Source organism: Actinoplanes sp. CA-051413 (assembly GCF_050955795.1).
GTDB lineage: Bacteria > Actinomycetota > Actinomycetes > Mycobacteriales > Micromonosporaceae > Actinoplanes.
The window spans coordinates 2,302,305-2,316,176 of the sequence record NZ_CP192100.1; the positions used below are offsets into that span (position 1 = coordinate 2,302,305).

Genomic DNA, 13,872 nt, shown 5'->3' on the forward strand with positions numbered 1-13,872 from the left:
AGCCGGTGAGGTTGTGACAGAAACATTCGATGGACCTACGCCCGGCCGGCCCAGCGGACGCCGCCCTGATCGCCGAGTTGCACGCCGCGAGCTGGCGTCGGCATTACCGGGGAGCCTTCGCCGACTTCTATCTCGACGGTGACGTGATCACCGAACGCCGGGCGGTGTGGTCATCGAGGCTGGCGGCTCCCGGCGCCGGTCTGACGCTGCTGGCGGAGGCTGGTGCCGAGCTGATCGGCTTCATCCACATCGAGGCCGACCACGACGAGCGGTGGGGAAGCTTCATCGACAACCTGCACGTGCGCCACGACCGGCAACGTTCCGGGGTGGGCCGGGCGCTGATGGCCGCGGCGGCGGAGGCTGTTGAGCACCGCGCCCGCTACCTGTGGGTGCTGGAGCAGAACGTCGCGGCGCAAGGGTTCTATCGGGCGCTGGGTGGGCGGTGCGTGGAGAAGGCCGTGGTGTCGCCGCCCGGTGGGGTGGCGGGCCGCTTGCACGGCACGCCGCACAAGCTCCGCTTCGTCTGGCCTTGACACGTTGCCGCCCGCAGCAGGGCGGCTCAGGCGGTGCGCAGGAAGTCGATCAGCAGGGGGTTGACCGCTTCGGGTCGTTCCAGGCTCGGCAGATGCCCGGCCCAGTCCAACTCGACATGCCGGGCCCCGGGGATCCGCTTGGACAGCGCCACAGCGATCTCGCGGAAGTCGATCACGTCGTGCGCGCCGGACACCAGCAGCGTCCGGGCGGTGATGGCCCCGACATCCGGCTCCGTCGCCAGCTGTGGGAACTCCTCGGTCGCCGCCAGCTGCACCTCGAAGGCGCGACGTTGCATTTCGCGTACCTTGTCGCGGGCCGCCTGGTCCGCCGCCGGACCGACCCACATCTCCACATTGAGCTCGGTGGCCGCATCCACATCCCCGGCCTCCAGCAGCGCGTCCTCGCGAGCGCCGAAGGCCCGCAGGTCGGCGCTGCGTTCCCGCTCCCACCAGGCCGTGCAGAGCAGCGCCAGGCTGGTCACCCGCTCCGGCCGGCCGGCGGCGATCTCCAGCGCCACCCGGCCCCCGCCGGACGCCGCGATCATCGCCACCTGGTCCGCGCCGAGCGAGTCCATCAGCTCGACGACGTCGTCGGCGTCGCCGGACGGCCCGTCGGGCATCGGGGAGTCGCCGAAGCCGCGGAAGTCGGCCCGGACCACCCGGTAGCCGGCCTCGACCAGCGCCGGGACCTGCGGGTCCCACATGCGCCGGTCGCACACCGTCGAATGCAGCAGTACCACCGTGGGGCCGTCGCCGGCCACGTCATGAGAAAGAGTCATCCGCGCCACCCTAGGCCCGTGGCCCGGCCCGGCACATGCGGTTTATCCCGGCAGTGCCGCCAGCGCGGCGGTGGGGACCGCGATCCATCCTTCGGTCCGGGCCGCAGGCAGCTCCCGCTCGTCGGGGCGGCAGACCTGATCGCGTACGGCGGCCCGCGCGGTCAGCGCCGCGACGACGGCGTCCAGCGCATGATCGCTGCGCCGGCACAGCTCCTCGTGCCCGCCCAGGTCCAGCCACGGCGCGGCCTGTTTCAGCTGGTCGACGACTGTCCCGAGGGCGGCCTGGTTCTTGGCGGTCTTGTAGCCGCGCCAGGGCAGACCCCACACCTTGAGCGACGCGGCGGGATAGACCTCCACGACCGCGCCGGCCCCACTGCGGTCGACGCCACGTCCGGCCTGCGCCAGCCGTGTCTGCAGCGCCGCGCAGCGCATGGCGGTGTGCCCGATCCGGTCCGCGGACACGCTCAACGGCACCAGCCCGGTCAGCCGGCGGGCCACCTCGTCGGTGTGCCGCCAGGCCAGCCGGCGCCGCCACTGTTTGGCGTCCACGCCGTCGGGGATCGGCACCCGGCCGTCGCGGTGGGCGCCGACGAAGGTCACGAACGCGTCCGGCCAGCCCAGTGGGCAGTCGATGCCGATCTTCGCGGACCGGCCGGCCAGTTCGACGATCGTCTCGTCGTCGGCGGGCACGGTCACCAGCCGTACGGTGGCTCCGGTGGCGGACCAGGCGATGGACGCGATGGCGGTCCCGGCCGGGTCGGCGGCCAGGTCGACTCCGGCGGTCAGCACGGGCCGACCATACGCGCGCCGGCGATGACGGTCCGTGGCGGCTTGGCATGAATCCGTGAGCCGGAGCGACCCTCGACGTCGATACGGTGGGGCCTCGTCCAAGGGAAGACACGGGGAGAAACCGATGCGTCAGGTCAAGAACAAGCTCACTCTGCTGGCCCTCACCGGCTGCGCCATCGCTGCGACAGCGGCCTGCTCCACCCCGTCCGACGCGCCGATCGCTGCTCCGTCCGCGTCCACGGGCGCCGGTTCCGCCGCGAGCCAGGCCGCCGGCCCGGCCCCGAGCCCCACGGTGAGCACCTCGACCCGGCCCGCGGCCCCGGCCGAGAAGCCGGCGACCAGCGAGAAGCCGTCGACCGGCCAGGGCGGGCAGGCCGACGACACCGACTGGGCCAAGGTCGCCTTCCGGGCGCTCGGCTGCAAGCGCGACGCCGACCTGCCGAAGCGGGCCGAGGTGCAGCACGTCGACCACTCCGACCTCACCGGCGACGGCCGGAAGGACACGATCGTCGCGGCGTCCTGCCCGACGACCACCTCGACCAACGCGGTGCGCGTCTTCGTCTTCGGCGCGGACTCCAGCACCGAGCCGCTGCTGACCATCGGCAAGGACTCGTACCTGCGGACGGCCGACCTGCGGGCGAAGGGACGCTCGCTGACCGTCGAGTCCGAGGCGCTCAGCGACGACGCCCCGCTGTGCTGCCCCGACCTGCGGATCACCCAGAGCTGGAAGTGGACCGGCTCGGCCTTCACGCGTACCGCGTTCAAGAGCACGGCGCTCTGAATGCAACTAATCCGGGCTCAGCTCCGTCTTGGAGGGTGGGGCCTGGGAAGCGGCCCTCGGATGCCGCCGGAGGTCAGGTCAGTGCCCCCGCTGACCTGGCTTTCGGCCGGAGCCGTCCGGCAGCGCGGCGATCCGGGCGAGCAGCATCGGGATCCAGTGCTCGCCGTAGCACGCCCGCAGGTCCGCGCGGCGCCAGTCGTCGCCGGTGACCGTGCCGCGGCACGAGGATGTGCCGCAGCGGCAGGCCATCGTGTACGCGGGCTCCGCCGTACTGGTGGCGTAGTCGTTGGTCAGCTCCTCACCCGGCGCGATCGGGCGCCTGGTGGCCAGCTCGTACGGGCCGACCCACCACAGGTTCGGGTCACAGCTGTGGTTGCCGTAGCCATTGGGGCGCCGGGGCGGCAGGACCAGATGCTCGGTCTCGCTCACGGTGATCGTGTCGACGTACGGCTGCTCCGGGTCGGCGATGAGCCGGCGCAGTTCCGCCCACGACACCAACCGCCCGCCCAGACGCGAGACAACCACGCCCGCCGGGTACGCCTGCCGGGCGAACAGCCCCCGCCCCTCGATCACCGAGTCCCGCACCTCGATGCCGGGATCGAGCCAGCAGTCGGCCTCCGGGATCACCGCTCCGCCGCCTCCCGCAGCTCCGCATACGCCGCCGCCAGCGTGTCGACCGTGTAGTGCGCGTTCAGGCCGCTCGGGTTCGGCAGCACCCACACCGGCACCCCGCCGACGGTCTCGTCCTGCGGCCCGATCCGCGCTCTGGGCCGGCCGAACGCCGCCCGGTACGCGGTCACGCCCAGCACGGCGAGATACCGCGGCTGCCAGGTGCGCACCAGCTTGTCCAGCAGCCGGCCGCCGTCGACGAACTCGGCGGGGGTGAGCTCGTCGGCGCGCGCGGTCGCCCGGGCGACGACGTTGGTGATGCCCAGGCCGAGCTCGGGCAGCTTGCCCTGCTCGGACGGATGCAGCAGCACCGGGGTGAAGCCGGCGCGGTGCAGCGCGGGCCAGAACCGGTTGCCCGGGCGGGCGAAGTGGTGCCCGGTGGCGGCCGAGTACAGGCTCGGGTTGATCCCGGAGAACAGCACCCGCAGCCCGGGCCCGACCAGGTCGGCCAGGGTGCGGTTGCCGGCGGCGGCGACCTCTTCGGCCGTCGGCGGCCGGAATGCGGGCGGCGGCACGGCGGACAGCATCCGCCAAGCGTATCGATCCGGCCGTCGGGGCCTAAGGTCCCGGCCGGTGCCGGGTCAGCTCATTGAGCAGGACCGCCGGGCCGGGAGTCATCAGGCCCACATCGATCACGAAGGAACCTCGGCGCAACCGTGGCGTCCGGGCGGCTGTCGGGGCGGAAGCGACCGCCTCCAGCGTGGTGGGGGTGACGACCAACTGGGTGAACGGGCCGGCGAACCGCAACCGGGCCGACGCGATGGCGGCCGCCGGCACGAAGGTGGCCCGGTGCCGGCTCGGCGCGAACTCCACGCCGGCCGCGGACACCCGTACCCAGCCGGGGTTCGATCCCGTGCCGGCCAGCGCACCGAGCCCGCCGGCCGCCGCGGTCGAAAGCGTCACCAGCCCGGCTTCCACGTAGTCACCGAAGTCGAGCGAGGCGCCGGCCGCGACCGCCGCGACCATGGCCAGCCCGCGGATCAGCAGAACCACCGGCGCGACGAGCAGCGCGACACCGAGACCCAGCCGCCACCGGTGCACGCGGAAGACGACCGGCTCGGTGACGCTCACAGCATCCGTAGCGCACCGCCGTCGACAGGCAGGGTCAGCCCGGTCAGGTAGCTCGCCGCCGGGGACAGCACGAACGCCGCGATCTTGCCGAACTCGTCCGGCTCACCCAGCCGGCGGAGCGGGACCGAAGCCGCCGCCTCCGCGGCAGCCGCCTCGGCGTCGCCGGTCGCCTCGAACAGCTCCTTGTTGCGGTCCGTCAGCACGCGTCCCGGGAGCAGGCTCACCACGCGTACGCCGCGCGGGCCGTACTGGTCCGCCATGTCCTTCGCCGCACCGGCCAGACCGGGTCGCAGCCCGTTGGACAGGCCCAGGCCGGCGATCGGCGTACGCGCCGACGTGGACAACACCAGGGCAATCGCCCCGCCCTCGGTCAGGGCCGCCGCGATCGTGCGCGCCGCGCGTACCGTGCCGAGAAAGACCGTCTCGAACGCCTCGCGCCACTGCTCGTCGGTCAGGTCCGCGGCCGTGCCGCGGGCCGGGCCGCCCACCGAGATCAGCGCGCCGTCGAGGCGGCCGAACCGCTCCCGCGCGGTGCTGATCAGCAGCTCCGGCGTGCCGGGATCGGTCAGATCAGCCACCACCCCCGCCGCGCCTTCGCCGAGCTGAGCGACCGCCGCGTCGACCGCCTCCTGCGAGCGCGCGGAGACGACAACCTTGGCGCCGTCGGCCACCAGCGCGCGGGCGGTGGCGAAACCGAGGCCCCGGGAGGCGCCGGTGAGGACGAAGACGCGATCAGCCAGCCCGAGATCCATGCCGCAGATCCTGCCATCCCGACGACCGTCCCGGGCACCCCGAAAGATCAATGGGCGCGCAGGAAGGCGGCGGTCGCCGCGTCCGCCGGCAGGAACGACTCGATGGCCAGCTCGTCGAGGGTGACATCGAGCGGCGTGCCGAGCACCGACGTGACGCTGAAGAACGACAGCTCCCGACCCGAGGTCGCGTACCGCAGCGGCACGACCATGCCGTCCGGCCGGGCCGCGGCCTGCCCGCCGGGCAGCGCCAGCAGCTCGTCGTGCAGCGACCGCAGCACCGGATCGCCGGTCGCCTGCGCCTGGCGGTCCAGCCGGTGCAGGACGTGCGCGCGCCACTCGGGCAGATTCCGGATCCGGGGCGCCATGCCGTCCGGGTGCAGCGACAGCCGCAGCACGTTCACCGGCGGTTCCAGCAGGTCCGGCGCGGCCCCGGCGGTCAGCAGCGGCACCGCCGCATTGCCGTCGACCATGGTCCAGTGCCGGTCGATCAGGACGGCCGGATACGGCTCGTGCCCGGCCAGCACGTCACGCAGGGACGCCAGCACGGCGGCCAGGTCCGGGCCGCGAAGATCCCCCTCGGGATAGGCCGGCGCGAAACCGCCGGCCAGCAGCAACGCATTGCGCGCCCGCAACGGTACGGCCAGCTCCTCGGCCAACCGCAGGATCATCTCCCGGGTCGGCCGGGCCCGGCCGGTCTCCACGAACGACAGGTGCCGCGTCGACACCCCCGCCTGGCCGGCGAGCTCCAGCTGGCTCAGCCGCCGGTTGCCCCGCCACCGGCGCAGCAGCACCCCCACGTCGCTCATGACCCCGATGGTAGGGAGCCGGCCGCGGACCGCCGATTACCCGCGAGGTAATCGACCGGACTACCCGGGCCGGGTGACGGTGGTCGGGCCGACAACCCGAGCAGCGAGGAGAACCGACATGAGCGACTTCGACATCGTGGTGCAGCGCTACCTGGCCGCCTGGAACGAGACAGACCCGCAGCGCCGCCGCGCGGCGATCGAGGAGGCCTTCACCAACGACATCCGCTACGTCGATCCGCTGGCTGCGGTCGAGGGCCACGCGGCGCTGGACGGCCTGATCGGGGCGGTGCAGGCTCAGTTCCCGGGGTGGGTCTTCACGCCTGGTGGGGCGGTCGACGCCCATCATGAGCAGGCGCGTTTCACCTGGCATCTGGGCCCGGCGGGGAAGGAGCCGGTGGTGATCGGCTTCGACGTGGCTGAGCTGGGGGCGGACGGACGGATCCGCACGGTGCTGGGCTTCATCGACCAGGCACCCGCGGCGCTCGGCTGATCCGGCGGCGTCAGGTCCAGAACGTGTCGTGGCGCAGGTAGAATTCCGTGCGTTCCTCGTCGGACATCTGCGCGACGGTCGAGACCCGTTCGAAGTAGTCCTCCCGGGGCGCCCCGGGGGCGAACAGGATCAGCATCGACGCCGGCTCGCCCGACTCGTTGCGGAAGCCGTGCACGCCGCCCTCCGGCACGTACAGGAAGTCGCCGGGGCGGCCGTCCTGCCACTTGGTGCCGTCGTAGAGCTTGACCGTGCCGGACAGCACGAAGAAGGACTCCGAGATGGAGCGGTGGAAGTGCGGATCGGGACCGCTGCGGGGACCCTTGAAATCCCACCGGTACAGGCCGAACTTGCCGTCCGTGCTGGCACCGGTGGCGAGGTAACTCGCGGTGGTCGCCGCTCCGTCCAGCTCCGGTTCGGCGCCGGCGACCCGCAGGGTCGCGGTCGCCTCGCCACCGTCGCCGAGGTAACGCGCATCGGGATAGGACATGCCAGCGACCGTACGCGGAAACCGCCGGGCCGCGCTGCCCGTGCCGCGGGCCGATCGACGAGATCAGTCCATGGCATGACCGCCGTTGACCGTGATGCGCTCGCCGGTGATGAACCGGGCCCCGTCCGAGGCCAGGAAGGCCACCACGTCCGCGATCTCACCCGGGGTGCCCATCCGGCCCAGCGGCACCTCGCGCCGGTAATCCTCGACGTGCTTCGGGTCGATGCCCGCGTGCCGTTCCACCGGGATCCAGCCGGGCGCGACCACGTTGACGGTGATGCCCCACGGGCCGAGCTCGCGCGCCCACGTGCGGGTCAACGAGAACTGCGCACCCTTGGCCGCGCTGTAGGCGGACATGCCCGGCGCCGCGCGCTCGAAGAGGTCCGAGCCGATCTGGATGATCCGGCCACCGCCGCGCTCGCGCATGCCGGGCGCGATCGCCTGCATCAGCAGTGTGGGGCTCTTCACGAAGAAGGTGAGCTGGTCGAGGTGGTCCTGCCAGGTGACGTCGACCGCGTCGATCGCCGGCTGCGGGCCGGTGGCGTTGGGCACCAGCACGGCCACCGGGCCGAGCTGGGACTCGACGGCCGCGACCAGCGCGGTGACCTCCGCCTCGTCGGTGACATCAGCCCGGAACGCGGCCGCGCGCCCGCCGGCGGCCTTGATGTCGGCGACGACCCGCTCGGCGTCCGCGCGGTCGGGCAGATAGTTGACGGCGACGGGCCAGCCGTCGGCAGCCAGCCGCCGGGCGATGTGCGCACCGAGCCCCCGCGAGGCACCGGTGACCAGAACCGAGCCATCCATGCCGACGAAGCTACCGCCCACCCCCGACAGTTTCCCGGCATCGGCGCCCAGCCCGACAGCAGCGCCTAGGCCGCGGACCTGGGCTCAGCGGCGCAAGCTGGGCTCAGCCGTGGCGCAGGACGCGTACCCGGCCTGCCACCTGCACGACCACGGACCCGGCGGCGCCCCGCACGGCCGGCATCCGGCGAGGACGCGGCGGATTCTCACCGTCGTAGATCAGGGACGCCTCGCGGGCCGCGAGTTCCGCCCCGGCCGCGGCCGGGAGCTCCCCCCGCGAGGCCAGCCCCCGGGCCAGATCCCAGCCGTCGCGCAGCGACCCCCGCGTAGGCCGCGTCGCGGCCCACGCCGACCACTGCCTGTACCACCCCGCACCCAGCGCGTGCACCAGATCCGGCCACTGCCGCGCGACCTCACCGGCCCGCTTCCTGAGCAGCGCGACCCGCGCGGCCTCGACGAGCCGGGCATCAAATCCCGGGGGTACGGCGGCCCCGCCGGTCAGCGCGGCCACCAGCTCGGCCTGCCGTTCCGCCAGCGTCGTCATGTCACCCTCGGGTAGCCGGAGGCGGCGGCGATCGCGTCGAGTTCGCCGGTGAGCTCCGCCGCCGATGGGTAGTCGCCGTCGCGTTCCAGCATCAGTGCCGGGGGCCGGTGCCGGGCGCACAGCTCGGTGATCAGGTCGAGCACCGGCTGGGGGACCGCGTCGGTGTGGGTGTCGTGGTAGATCCCGTCGTGTTCCGCGCCGCCGGCCACGTGGACGTAGGCGATCCGGTCCAGTGGGAGCCGGTCGAGCAGGGCCAGTGGGTCCGTGCCGCGGTTCAGCGCGTTGGCGTAGACATTGGCCACGTCCAGCAGGAGCAGGGCGTCCGTGCGTTCCAGGATCTCGGTCAGGAACGCGCCCTCGTCCAGCTCGTCGTCGGGCCAGTCGAACAGGGCCGCGATGGGTTCCAGGGCGATCGGCACCGACAGCTCCGCCTGGGTGCGTTTCACGTTGGCCACCACCGCGTCGACGGCTTCGCGGCTGCGCGGGATCGGCAGCAGGTGGCCGGCTTCCACGCCGCCCGCGCGGACGAATGCGATGTGCTCGCTGACCAGGGGTGCGCCCAGCCGCTCGGCCACGGCTGCGAGGTGGGTGACGCGGGCCGGTTCGACCGGTTCCGCGCCGCCCAGCGACAGTTTCACCCCGTGCGGCACGACGGCCACGCCGCGCTTGCGCAGCTCGGCCAGGCCCACCGGCAGGTCACCGTGGGCGTGTACGGACTCGGCGACCACCTCGACGAACTTGAGGCCGGGGAGCTGGGCGACGAAGCCGCCGATCTCGGGCCGCCAGCCGATGCCCACCCCGTACGCGGTGGTCATCCGCCGCACCCGCCTCCGCCGCCGCAGCCGCCGCCTCCACCACCGCAGGACGAGCTGCCGCTGCTGCACGAGGAGGAGCTGCCCGAGTCGCCGCCGGAGGACGAGCCGCTGTTGTTGTAGGCGTTGATGCGCTGGACCTCGGCGTCGGCGGCGAAGGCCGGGTCCATGGTGTAGAGCGTCGCGGTGCCGTACAGGGCCACGCCCATCGCTGCGCCCGTCGCGCCGTAGGTGGCGTAGGAGGGGGACTGGTGCGGCGCGAGGTAGGCGTGCTGCTGACGCAGGGCGCGCAGGCCCTTGTCGGCCGCGTGTGTCGCGCGGCGGCGGCGCGTCAGCAACATGATGGTCAGGAAGACGGCGATCACGATGGCCACCACGAGGAAGCTGACGGGCTTGTCGTTCTGCAGGCCGTCGACGAGCCGGGCCACGCCGGCCAGCACGACCAGCGCACCCACCAGGGCCCAGGCCCGGGCGGCCTTGAGCTTGGCCGGGGTCACGGCCAGGCCCTGGGCCTCCAGGCCCTCGCGCAGCTGCCGTACCGCCGCGACGACCCACTGGTCACCAGTGAGGTCACGGGCCCGCAGGCGCCGGCCCGCCGCGTTGTAGACCGCCGAGTCCAGCGGGGTGGTCCCGGCGGGCATCGGGCCCGACTGCTGCAGGGTCTTGCCCGGGCCGCCGGTGATGGCCCCGGCGCCGCGCAGGCCGCCCAGCGAGGCGTAGACGGCGAGCTGGTCGCCGCCGTTGAGGTACGCGACCTGCTGCGGGCCGAGCCGGTCGACGGGGGCGCTGCGGTTGCCGGAGAACAGGACGCGCCGGTGGATGGCCGAGAGAATCAGCACCGAGACGATCGCGGTGAAATAGAGGACGAGGAAAGCCGGTCCGGGGATGCCCCAGGTGTCACCCTGCGCCGCGAGATTCATGTCCGACCTCCCGAGCTGTGTAGTTGCTGGACCTCATTGTGCAGGTCAATGCAACATTCGGGTCACGGCCGGCGGACAGCTTCCTCCACGACGTCCAGGACCCGGCTCAGCTCGCCCGCCGGGCGCCCGGTCGCCAGGTGCAGGACCAGCCCGTCGTACGCCAGCTCGAGGAACTGGGTGAGCACCTCCACGTTCACGTCGTCGCGCAGCACACCGGCCTCGTGCTGGCGTTCCAGCCGTTCGCGGGTGGCCTCGGCGATCGCGGCGGAGCGCTCGGCCCAGCGCTTGGCGAAGGCGGGATCGGTGCGCAGCCGCCGGGAGACCTCGAGCTGGCTGCCGAGCCAGCCGGCCGTGTCGCCGTCGCTGGTCCGGGCCTGCTCGAGCAGGTCGCGCATCACCTGGACGAGGCCGTTGCGGCGGACCGTGGTGACCATGGCGGCGGCGTCGTCCTCCGCGACGGCGAGGAACAGCGAGTCCTTGTCGCGGAAGTGGTGAAAAATCGCGCCACGTGAAAGGCCGGTGGCCTCCTCGAGGCGGCGCACGGTGGCGCCCTCGTACCCGAATCGGGCGAAGCATCCGCGCGCCGCCGCGAGGATCTCGTGGCGGCGGGCGTCGAGCTGGTCTTGGCTTACCCTGGGCACGCTGCGATCGTGTCACGCCGGTTCGGACGCTTGCAATCCGTACGTACGGCTTGCCAGCCCATCGAGATCTGTCTCGCATGGTGCCAAAAGCGTCATCCGGCCCTCCCTTTGTTAACACTCTTGGACTGTCCGCGCCCGCATTCACTCACGTACAGTGCGCGGGTGCCTCTCGTCTTCCTCGCGCTGGACGACACCCTGCTTGACCGCAGCGGTGCGTTCCGTCTGTGGGCGAAAGGTTTCCTCGACGAGATCGCGGCGCCGCAGGACGATCTCGACTGGTTACTGTCGGTCGACGCGGACGGCCTCACCTCCCGGTGGGACCTGGCCGATCTGATCCGCGACCGCTACCAGCTCGACATCCCCTCGATCGACCTGCTCGAGGAGCTGCACGAGGGTCCGCTGGCCTACGAGCGTCTCGACCCCCTGGTCGCCTGTGCGCTGCAGATCGCCGGGGACGCGGGGTGGGTCCCGGTGGTGGTCACCAACGGCCCGCACGAGCAGCAGGAGACCCGGATCCGGCGCACCGGGCTGGACCGGTACGTCGCCGACTGGGTCATCTCCGAGCAGGCCGGCGTCAGCAAGCCCAACCCGCGCATCTTCGCGCTGGCCGCCCAGCGGGTCCGGATGCGTCTCGGCGGCGCCTGGATCGTCGGGGACAGCCCGGAGGCGGACATCGGTGGCGCCGCCGCGATGGGACTACCCAGCGTGTGGTTGCACCGGGGCCGGGACTGGATCGACAACCGGTTCGCGCCGACCCGGGTGGTCGGCAACGTGATCCAGGGACTGTCCGCGGTGATGGCCGCCCGTTAATTCGGTTGCGCGACCGGGTGACGCCCGGGAGAGTGCTTCCCGTACGTGATCCGCAGGTTTCTCGAGAAGAAGGGGGTGAACCTCATGGCTGTCGTTGTCCTTCGCCATGCCCAGGTTCCAGTTTCTTTCTTCTCCGAGGAGACCCTCCAGTGCGAGAGCACGACGCTTTCGGCCCGGCAACCATGCGCCGCGGCCGCCGCAAGTTCGACGACGACGACGCCGACTTCGTAAAGACGGGCAAGCTCGAGCCCGCTCTGGCCGAGGACCCCGACCTGCCCGAGACCGGCGACCGCTGGTCGACGTGGGACGGCGCCCTGCACGGCCCCCATCCCCGCCCCGACTGGGTCCGCACCGAGTACGGCGCGGTGGACACCGAGCTGGGCATGCTCAAGACCGGCAAGGAAGCGGACGTCTTCCTGGTCCGCCGGGCCGTGCCCGGCACCGACCAGCTCAGCATGATCGCGGCCAAGCGGTACCGCGACGGCGACCACCGGCTCTTCCACCGCGACGCGGGCTACCTCGAGGGACGCCGGGTGCGCCGGTCCCGGGAGATGCGCGCGATGACCAACCGCACCGCGTTCGGCAAGGAGCTCATCGCCGGGCAGTGGGCGGCGGCCGAGTTCGGCGCGCTGTCCCGGCTCTGGCAGGTCGGTCAGGAGGGCGGCACGATCTCGGTGCCGTACCCGGTGCAGCTCATCGGCACCGAGCTGATGCTGGAGTTCATCGGCGACTGGGAGACCGGGGAGGCCGCGCCGCGGCTGGCCCAGGTGCGCACCGACCGCGACGGGCTCGAGGACCTGTGGCGGCAGATGACCGACGCGCTCAGCGTGCTGGCCCGGACCCAGATCGCGCACGGCGACCTGTCGCCGTACAACACGCTGGTGCACCAGGGGCGGCTGGTGATCATCGACATGCCGCAGATCGTCGACCTGATCGCCAACCCGCAGGGCGCCGAGTTCCTGGCCCGCGACGTGCGCAACGTCGCGAGCTGGTTCACCGCGCGCGGCCTGACGGTGGACGCCGACGGGCTGATCGAACGCCTCAGCTACGAAGCGGGACTGCTGTGACGTCCCGGCGCAAGCAGCCCGGACCGCGGCCGCCGGACAAGCGGTGGCCGCGGCCGGGGCCGCGTCACTGGAGGTAGCCCTCGACCTCGTTGGTGCTGTGGGCCTGCTCGCTGTCCGGGTTGTTGCCGAACTCCCGGGCAGCGCGCCGCCGGCGCAGCAGGTCCCAGCACTGGTCCAGCGACTCCTCGAGCTCCTTGAGCTTGGCGTGCTCCTCGTCGCTGGTGATCTCGCCGCGGCTCAGCTGCTGGCGGAGCTTGTGCTCCTCTTCGACCAGGCCGTTGATCCGGCCCAGCACAGTGTTGTCATCCATGACCAAGAGCCTTGCACACGGGTTTCACAGATCAAGCGGCACTCGCGGCGCGACCGGCTCGGCCCAGTCACCGGTCAGCACGCGAGAAGTCTGCTGCGGCGGGAGCACCAGCTTGTAGCCGACCTGGCGGACCGTGCCGATCATGCACTCGTACTCGGTGCCGAGCTTGGCCCGCAGCCGGCGGACGTGCACGTCGACGGTGCGGTGGCCGCCGAAGTAGTCGAAGCCCCACACCTCGCGCAGCAGCTGGTCCCGGCTGAACACCCGGCCCGGGTGCTGGGCCAGGAACTTGAGCAGCTCGAACTCCTTGTAGGTGAGGTCGAGCTGGCGGCCCTTGAGCCGGGCGGAGTAGGTCTGCGGGTCGATGGCCAGCTCGCCGGCGGTGACCGTGCCGCTCGCCCCGCCCGCGGTGCCGCCGGAGACCCGTCCGGTGGTCATCCGCAGCCGGGCCTCGACCTCCGCCGGTCCGGCGTGGGTCAGCAGCACGTCGTCCAGGCCCCAGTCGGCGGCCATCGCGATCAGGCCCGCCTCCTCGACGACGGCCAGCAGTGGCACCCGCAGGCCGGTGGCGCGCAGCATCCGGCACAGGTCACGGGCCTCGAGCAGGTCACGGCGCGCATCCACGAGGACGACATCGGGGTCGGCGCCGGAGAGCAGGGACTGGACGTCGAAGGTGCCGACCCGCAGCGAGTGCCGCAGCAGATCGAGCGCCGGTAGCGCCCGATCCTCCGCAGCGGCGCCGGGGCGGGTGGCCAGCAGCAGGATCTCCATGGGCCTCAGCGTGCGGCACGCATGTTTCGAAACGTGTTC

Annotated in this window: 20 protein-coding genes; 5 read left to right on the forward strand and 15 right to left on the reverse strand. The window is 72.4% G+C overall.

Translation table 11 applies throughout. The annotated features are described in order from the left end of the window. Positions 1-29 precede the first annotated feature (29 nt). On the forward strand, positions 30-533 hold the full coding sequence (locus tag ACQP2Y_RS10995) for an N-acetyltransferase family protein (protein WP_433726928.1): 504 nt from the start codon (positions 30-32) through the stop codon (positions 531-533). Positions 534-559: 26 nt separating this feature from the next. Here the strand turns inward: ACQP2Y_RS10995 and ACQP2Y_RS11000 are convergent, their stop codons facing one another. Then, the gene (locus ACQP2Y_RS11000) at positions 560-1,312 is read right to left on the reverse strand and encodes an alpha/beta fold hydrolase (protein ID WP_433726930.1); all 753 of its coding nucleotides are present in this window, start codon (positions 1,310-1,312) and stop codon (positions 560-562) included. Between the two features lie 42 nt (positions 1,313-1,354). Further along, positions 1,355-2,101, reverse strand: a complete 747-nt coding sequence (locus ACQP2Y_RS11005; protein WP_433726932.1) for a DUF429 domain-containing protein — start codon at positions 2,099-2,101, stop codon at positions 1,355-1,357. Positions 2,102-2,225: 124 nt separating this feature from the next. Here ACQP2Y_RS11005 and ACQP2Y_RS11010 point away from each other — a divergent pair, with 124 nt between their 5' ends. Continuing rightward, the gene (locus ACQP2Y_RS11010; protein WP_433726934.1) at positions 2,226-2,882 is read left to right on the forward strand and encodes a hypothetical protein; all 657 of its coding nucleotides are present in this window, start codon (positions 2,226-2,228) and stop codon (positions 2,880-2,882) included. 78 nt (positions 2,883-2,960) lie between these two features. Here the strand turns inward: ACQP2Y_RS11010 and ACQP2Y_RS11015 are convergent, their stop codons facing one another. From ACQP2Y_RS11015 to ACQP2Y_RS11035, 5 genes are read right to left on the reverse strand one after another with little or no spacing between them, the layout of a single operon-like run. Further along, positions 2,961-3,509 carry an SET domain-containing protein gene (locus ACQP2Y_RS11015; protein ID WP_433726936.1) on the reverse strand — a complete coding sequence of 183 codons (549 nt, stop codon included), beginning with the start codon at positions 3,507-3,509 and terminating at the stop codon, positions 2,961-2,963. Further along, positions 3,506-4,078, reverse strand: a complete 573-nt coding sequence (gene mug, locus ACQP2Y_RS11020; protein ID WP_433726938.1) for a G/U mismatch-specific DNA glycosylase — start codon at positions 4,076-4,078, stop codon at positions 3,506-3,508. The genes ACQP2Y_RS11015 and mug overlap by 4 nt, the downstream gene beginning before the upstream one ends. A gap of 31 nt (positions 4,079-4,109) precedes the next feature. Beyond that, on the reverse strand, positions 4,110-4,622 hold the full coding sequence (locus ACQP2Y_RS11025; protein ID WP_433726940.1) for a hypothetical protein: 513 nt from the start codon (positions 4,620-4,622) through the stop codon (positions 4,110-4,112). Next, positions 4,619-5,374 (reverse strand): SDR family oxidoreductase, encoded by a 756-nt coding sequence (locus ACQP2Y_RS11030; RefSeq protein ID WP_433726942.1) that lies wholly within the window; start codon positions 5,372-5,374, stop codon positions 4,619-4,621. Before ACQP2Y_RS11030 ends, ACQP2Y_RS11025 begins: the two co-directional genes overlap by 4 nt. A 47-nt stretch (positions 5,375-5,421) precedes the next feature. Then, on the reverse strand, positions 5,422-6,180 hold the full coding sequence (locus ACQP2Y_RS11035; RefSeq protein WP_433726944.1) for a helix-turn-helix domain-containing protein: 759 nt from the start codon (positions 6,178-6,180) through the stop codon (positions 5,422-5,424). Between the two features lie 118 nt (positions 6,181-6,298). Here ACQP2Y_RS11035 and ACQP2Y_RS11040 point away from each other — a divergent pair, with 118 nt between their 5' ends. Then, on the forward strand, positions 6,299-6,670 hold the full coding sequence (locus tag ACQP2Y_RS11040; RefSeq protein WP_433726946.1) for a nuclear transport factor 2 family protein: 372 nt from the start codon (positions 6,299-6,301) through the stop codon (positions 6,668-6,670). A 10-nt stretch (positions 6,671-6,680) separates the two neighbouring features. Here the strand turns inward: ACQP2Y_RS11040 and ACQP2Y_RS11045 are convergent, their stop codons facing one another. From ACQP2Y_RS11045 to ACQP2Y_RS11070, 6 genes are all read right to left on the reverse strand, one after another. Further along, a complete protein-coding gene (locus tag ACQP2Y_RS11045) occupies positions 6,681-7,157 on the reverse strand; it encodes a cupin domain-containing protein (RefSeq protein ID WP_433726948.1) in 477 nt (158 codons plus the stop codon). A 63-nt stretch (positions 7,158-7,220) separates the two neighbouring features. Further along, complete coding sequence (locus ACQP2Y_RS11050) at positions 7,221-7,961, reverse strand: SDR family oxidoreductase (protein WP_433726950.1); 741 nt, start codon at positions 7,959-7,961, stop codon at positions 7,221-7,223. Between the two features lie 103 nt (positions 7,962-8,064). Beyond that, positions 8,065-8,502 (reverse strand): hypothetical protein, encoded by a 438-nt coding sequence (locus ACQP2Y_RS11055; RefSeq protein WP_433726952.1) that lies wholly within the window; start codon positions 8,500-8,502, stop codon positions 8,065-8,067. Further along, the gene (locus tag ACQP2Y_RS11060) at positions 8,499-9,317 is read right to left on the reverse strand and encodes a DUF692 domain-containing protein (RefSeq protein ID WP_433726954.1); all 819 of its coding nucleotides are present in this window, start codon (positions 9,315-9,317) and stop codon (positions 8,499-8,501) included. Before ACQP2Y_RS11060 ends, ACQP2Y_RS11055 begins: the two co-directional genes overlap by 4 nt. After that, on the reverse strand, positions 9,314-10,234 hold the full coding sequence (locus ACQP2Y_RS11065; RefSeq protein ID WP_433726956.1) for a TIGR04222 domain-containing membrane protein: 921 nt from the start codon (positions 10,232-10,234) through the stop codon (positions 9,314-9,316). The genes ACQP2Y_RS11060 and ACQP2Y_RS11065 overlap by 4 nt, the downstream gene beginning before the upstream one ends. Before the next feature lie 62 nt (positions 10,235-10,296). After that, complete coding sequence (locus ACQP2Y_RS11070; protein WP_433726958.1) at positions 10,297-10,875, reverse strand: TetR/AcrR family transcriptional regulator; 579 nt, start codon at positions 10,873-10,875, stop codon at positions 10,297-10,299. 162 nt (positions 10,876-11,037) lie between these two features. On the opposite strand from ACQP2Y_RS11070, the gene ACQP2Y_RS11075 reads away from it, so the two are divergent. Together ACQP2Y_RS11075 and ACQP2Y_RS11080 are read left to right on the forward strand one after the other, a co-directional pair. Then, entirely contained in the window at positions 11,038-11,685 is a 648-nt protein-coding gene (locus tag ACQP2Y_RS11075; protein ID WP_212993014.1) for an HAD family hydrolase, read from the forward strand. A gap of 149 nt (positions 11,686-11,834) precedes the next feature. Continuing rightward, positions 11,835-12,752, forward strand: a complete 918-nt coding sequence (locus ACQP2Y_RS11080) for a serine protein kinase RIO (RefSeq protein ID WP_433726960.1) — start codon at positions 11,835-11,837, stop codon at positions 12,750-12,752. 64 nt (positions 12,753-12,816) lie between these two features. Here the strand turns inward: ACQP2Y_RS11080 and ACQP2Y_RS11085 are convergent, their stop codons facing one another. Next, on the reverse strand, positions 12,817-13,062 hold the full coding sequence (locus tag ACQP2Y_RS11085) for a DUF2630 family protein (protein ID WP_433726962.1): 246 nt from the start codon (positions 13,060-13,062) through the stop codon (positions 12,817-12,819). A 24-nt stretch (positions 13,063-13,086) separates the two neighbouring features. Next, positions 13,087-13,833, reverse strand: a complete 747-nt coding sequence (locus tag ACQP2Y_RS11090; protein WP_433726964.1) for a winged helix-turn-helix transcriptional regulator — start codon at positions 13,831-13,833, stop codon at positions 13,087-13,089. Positions 13,834-13,872: the final 39 nt, after the last annotated feature.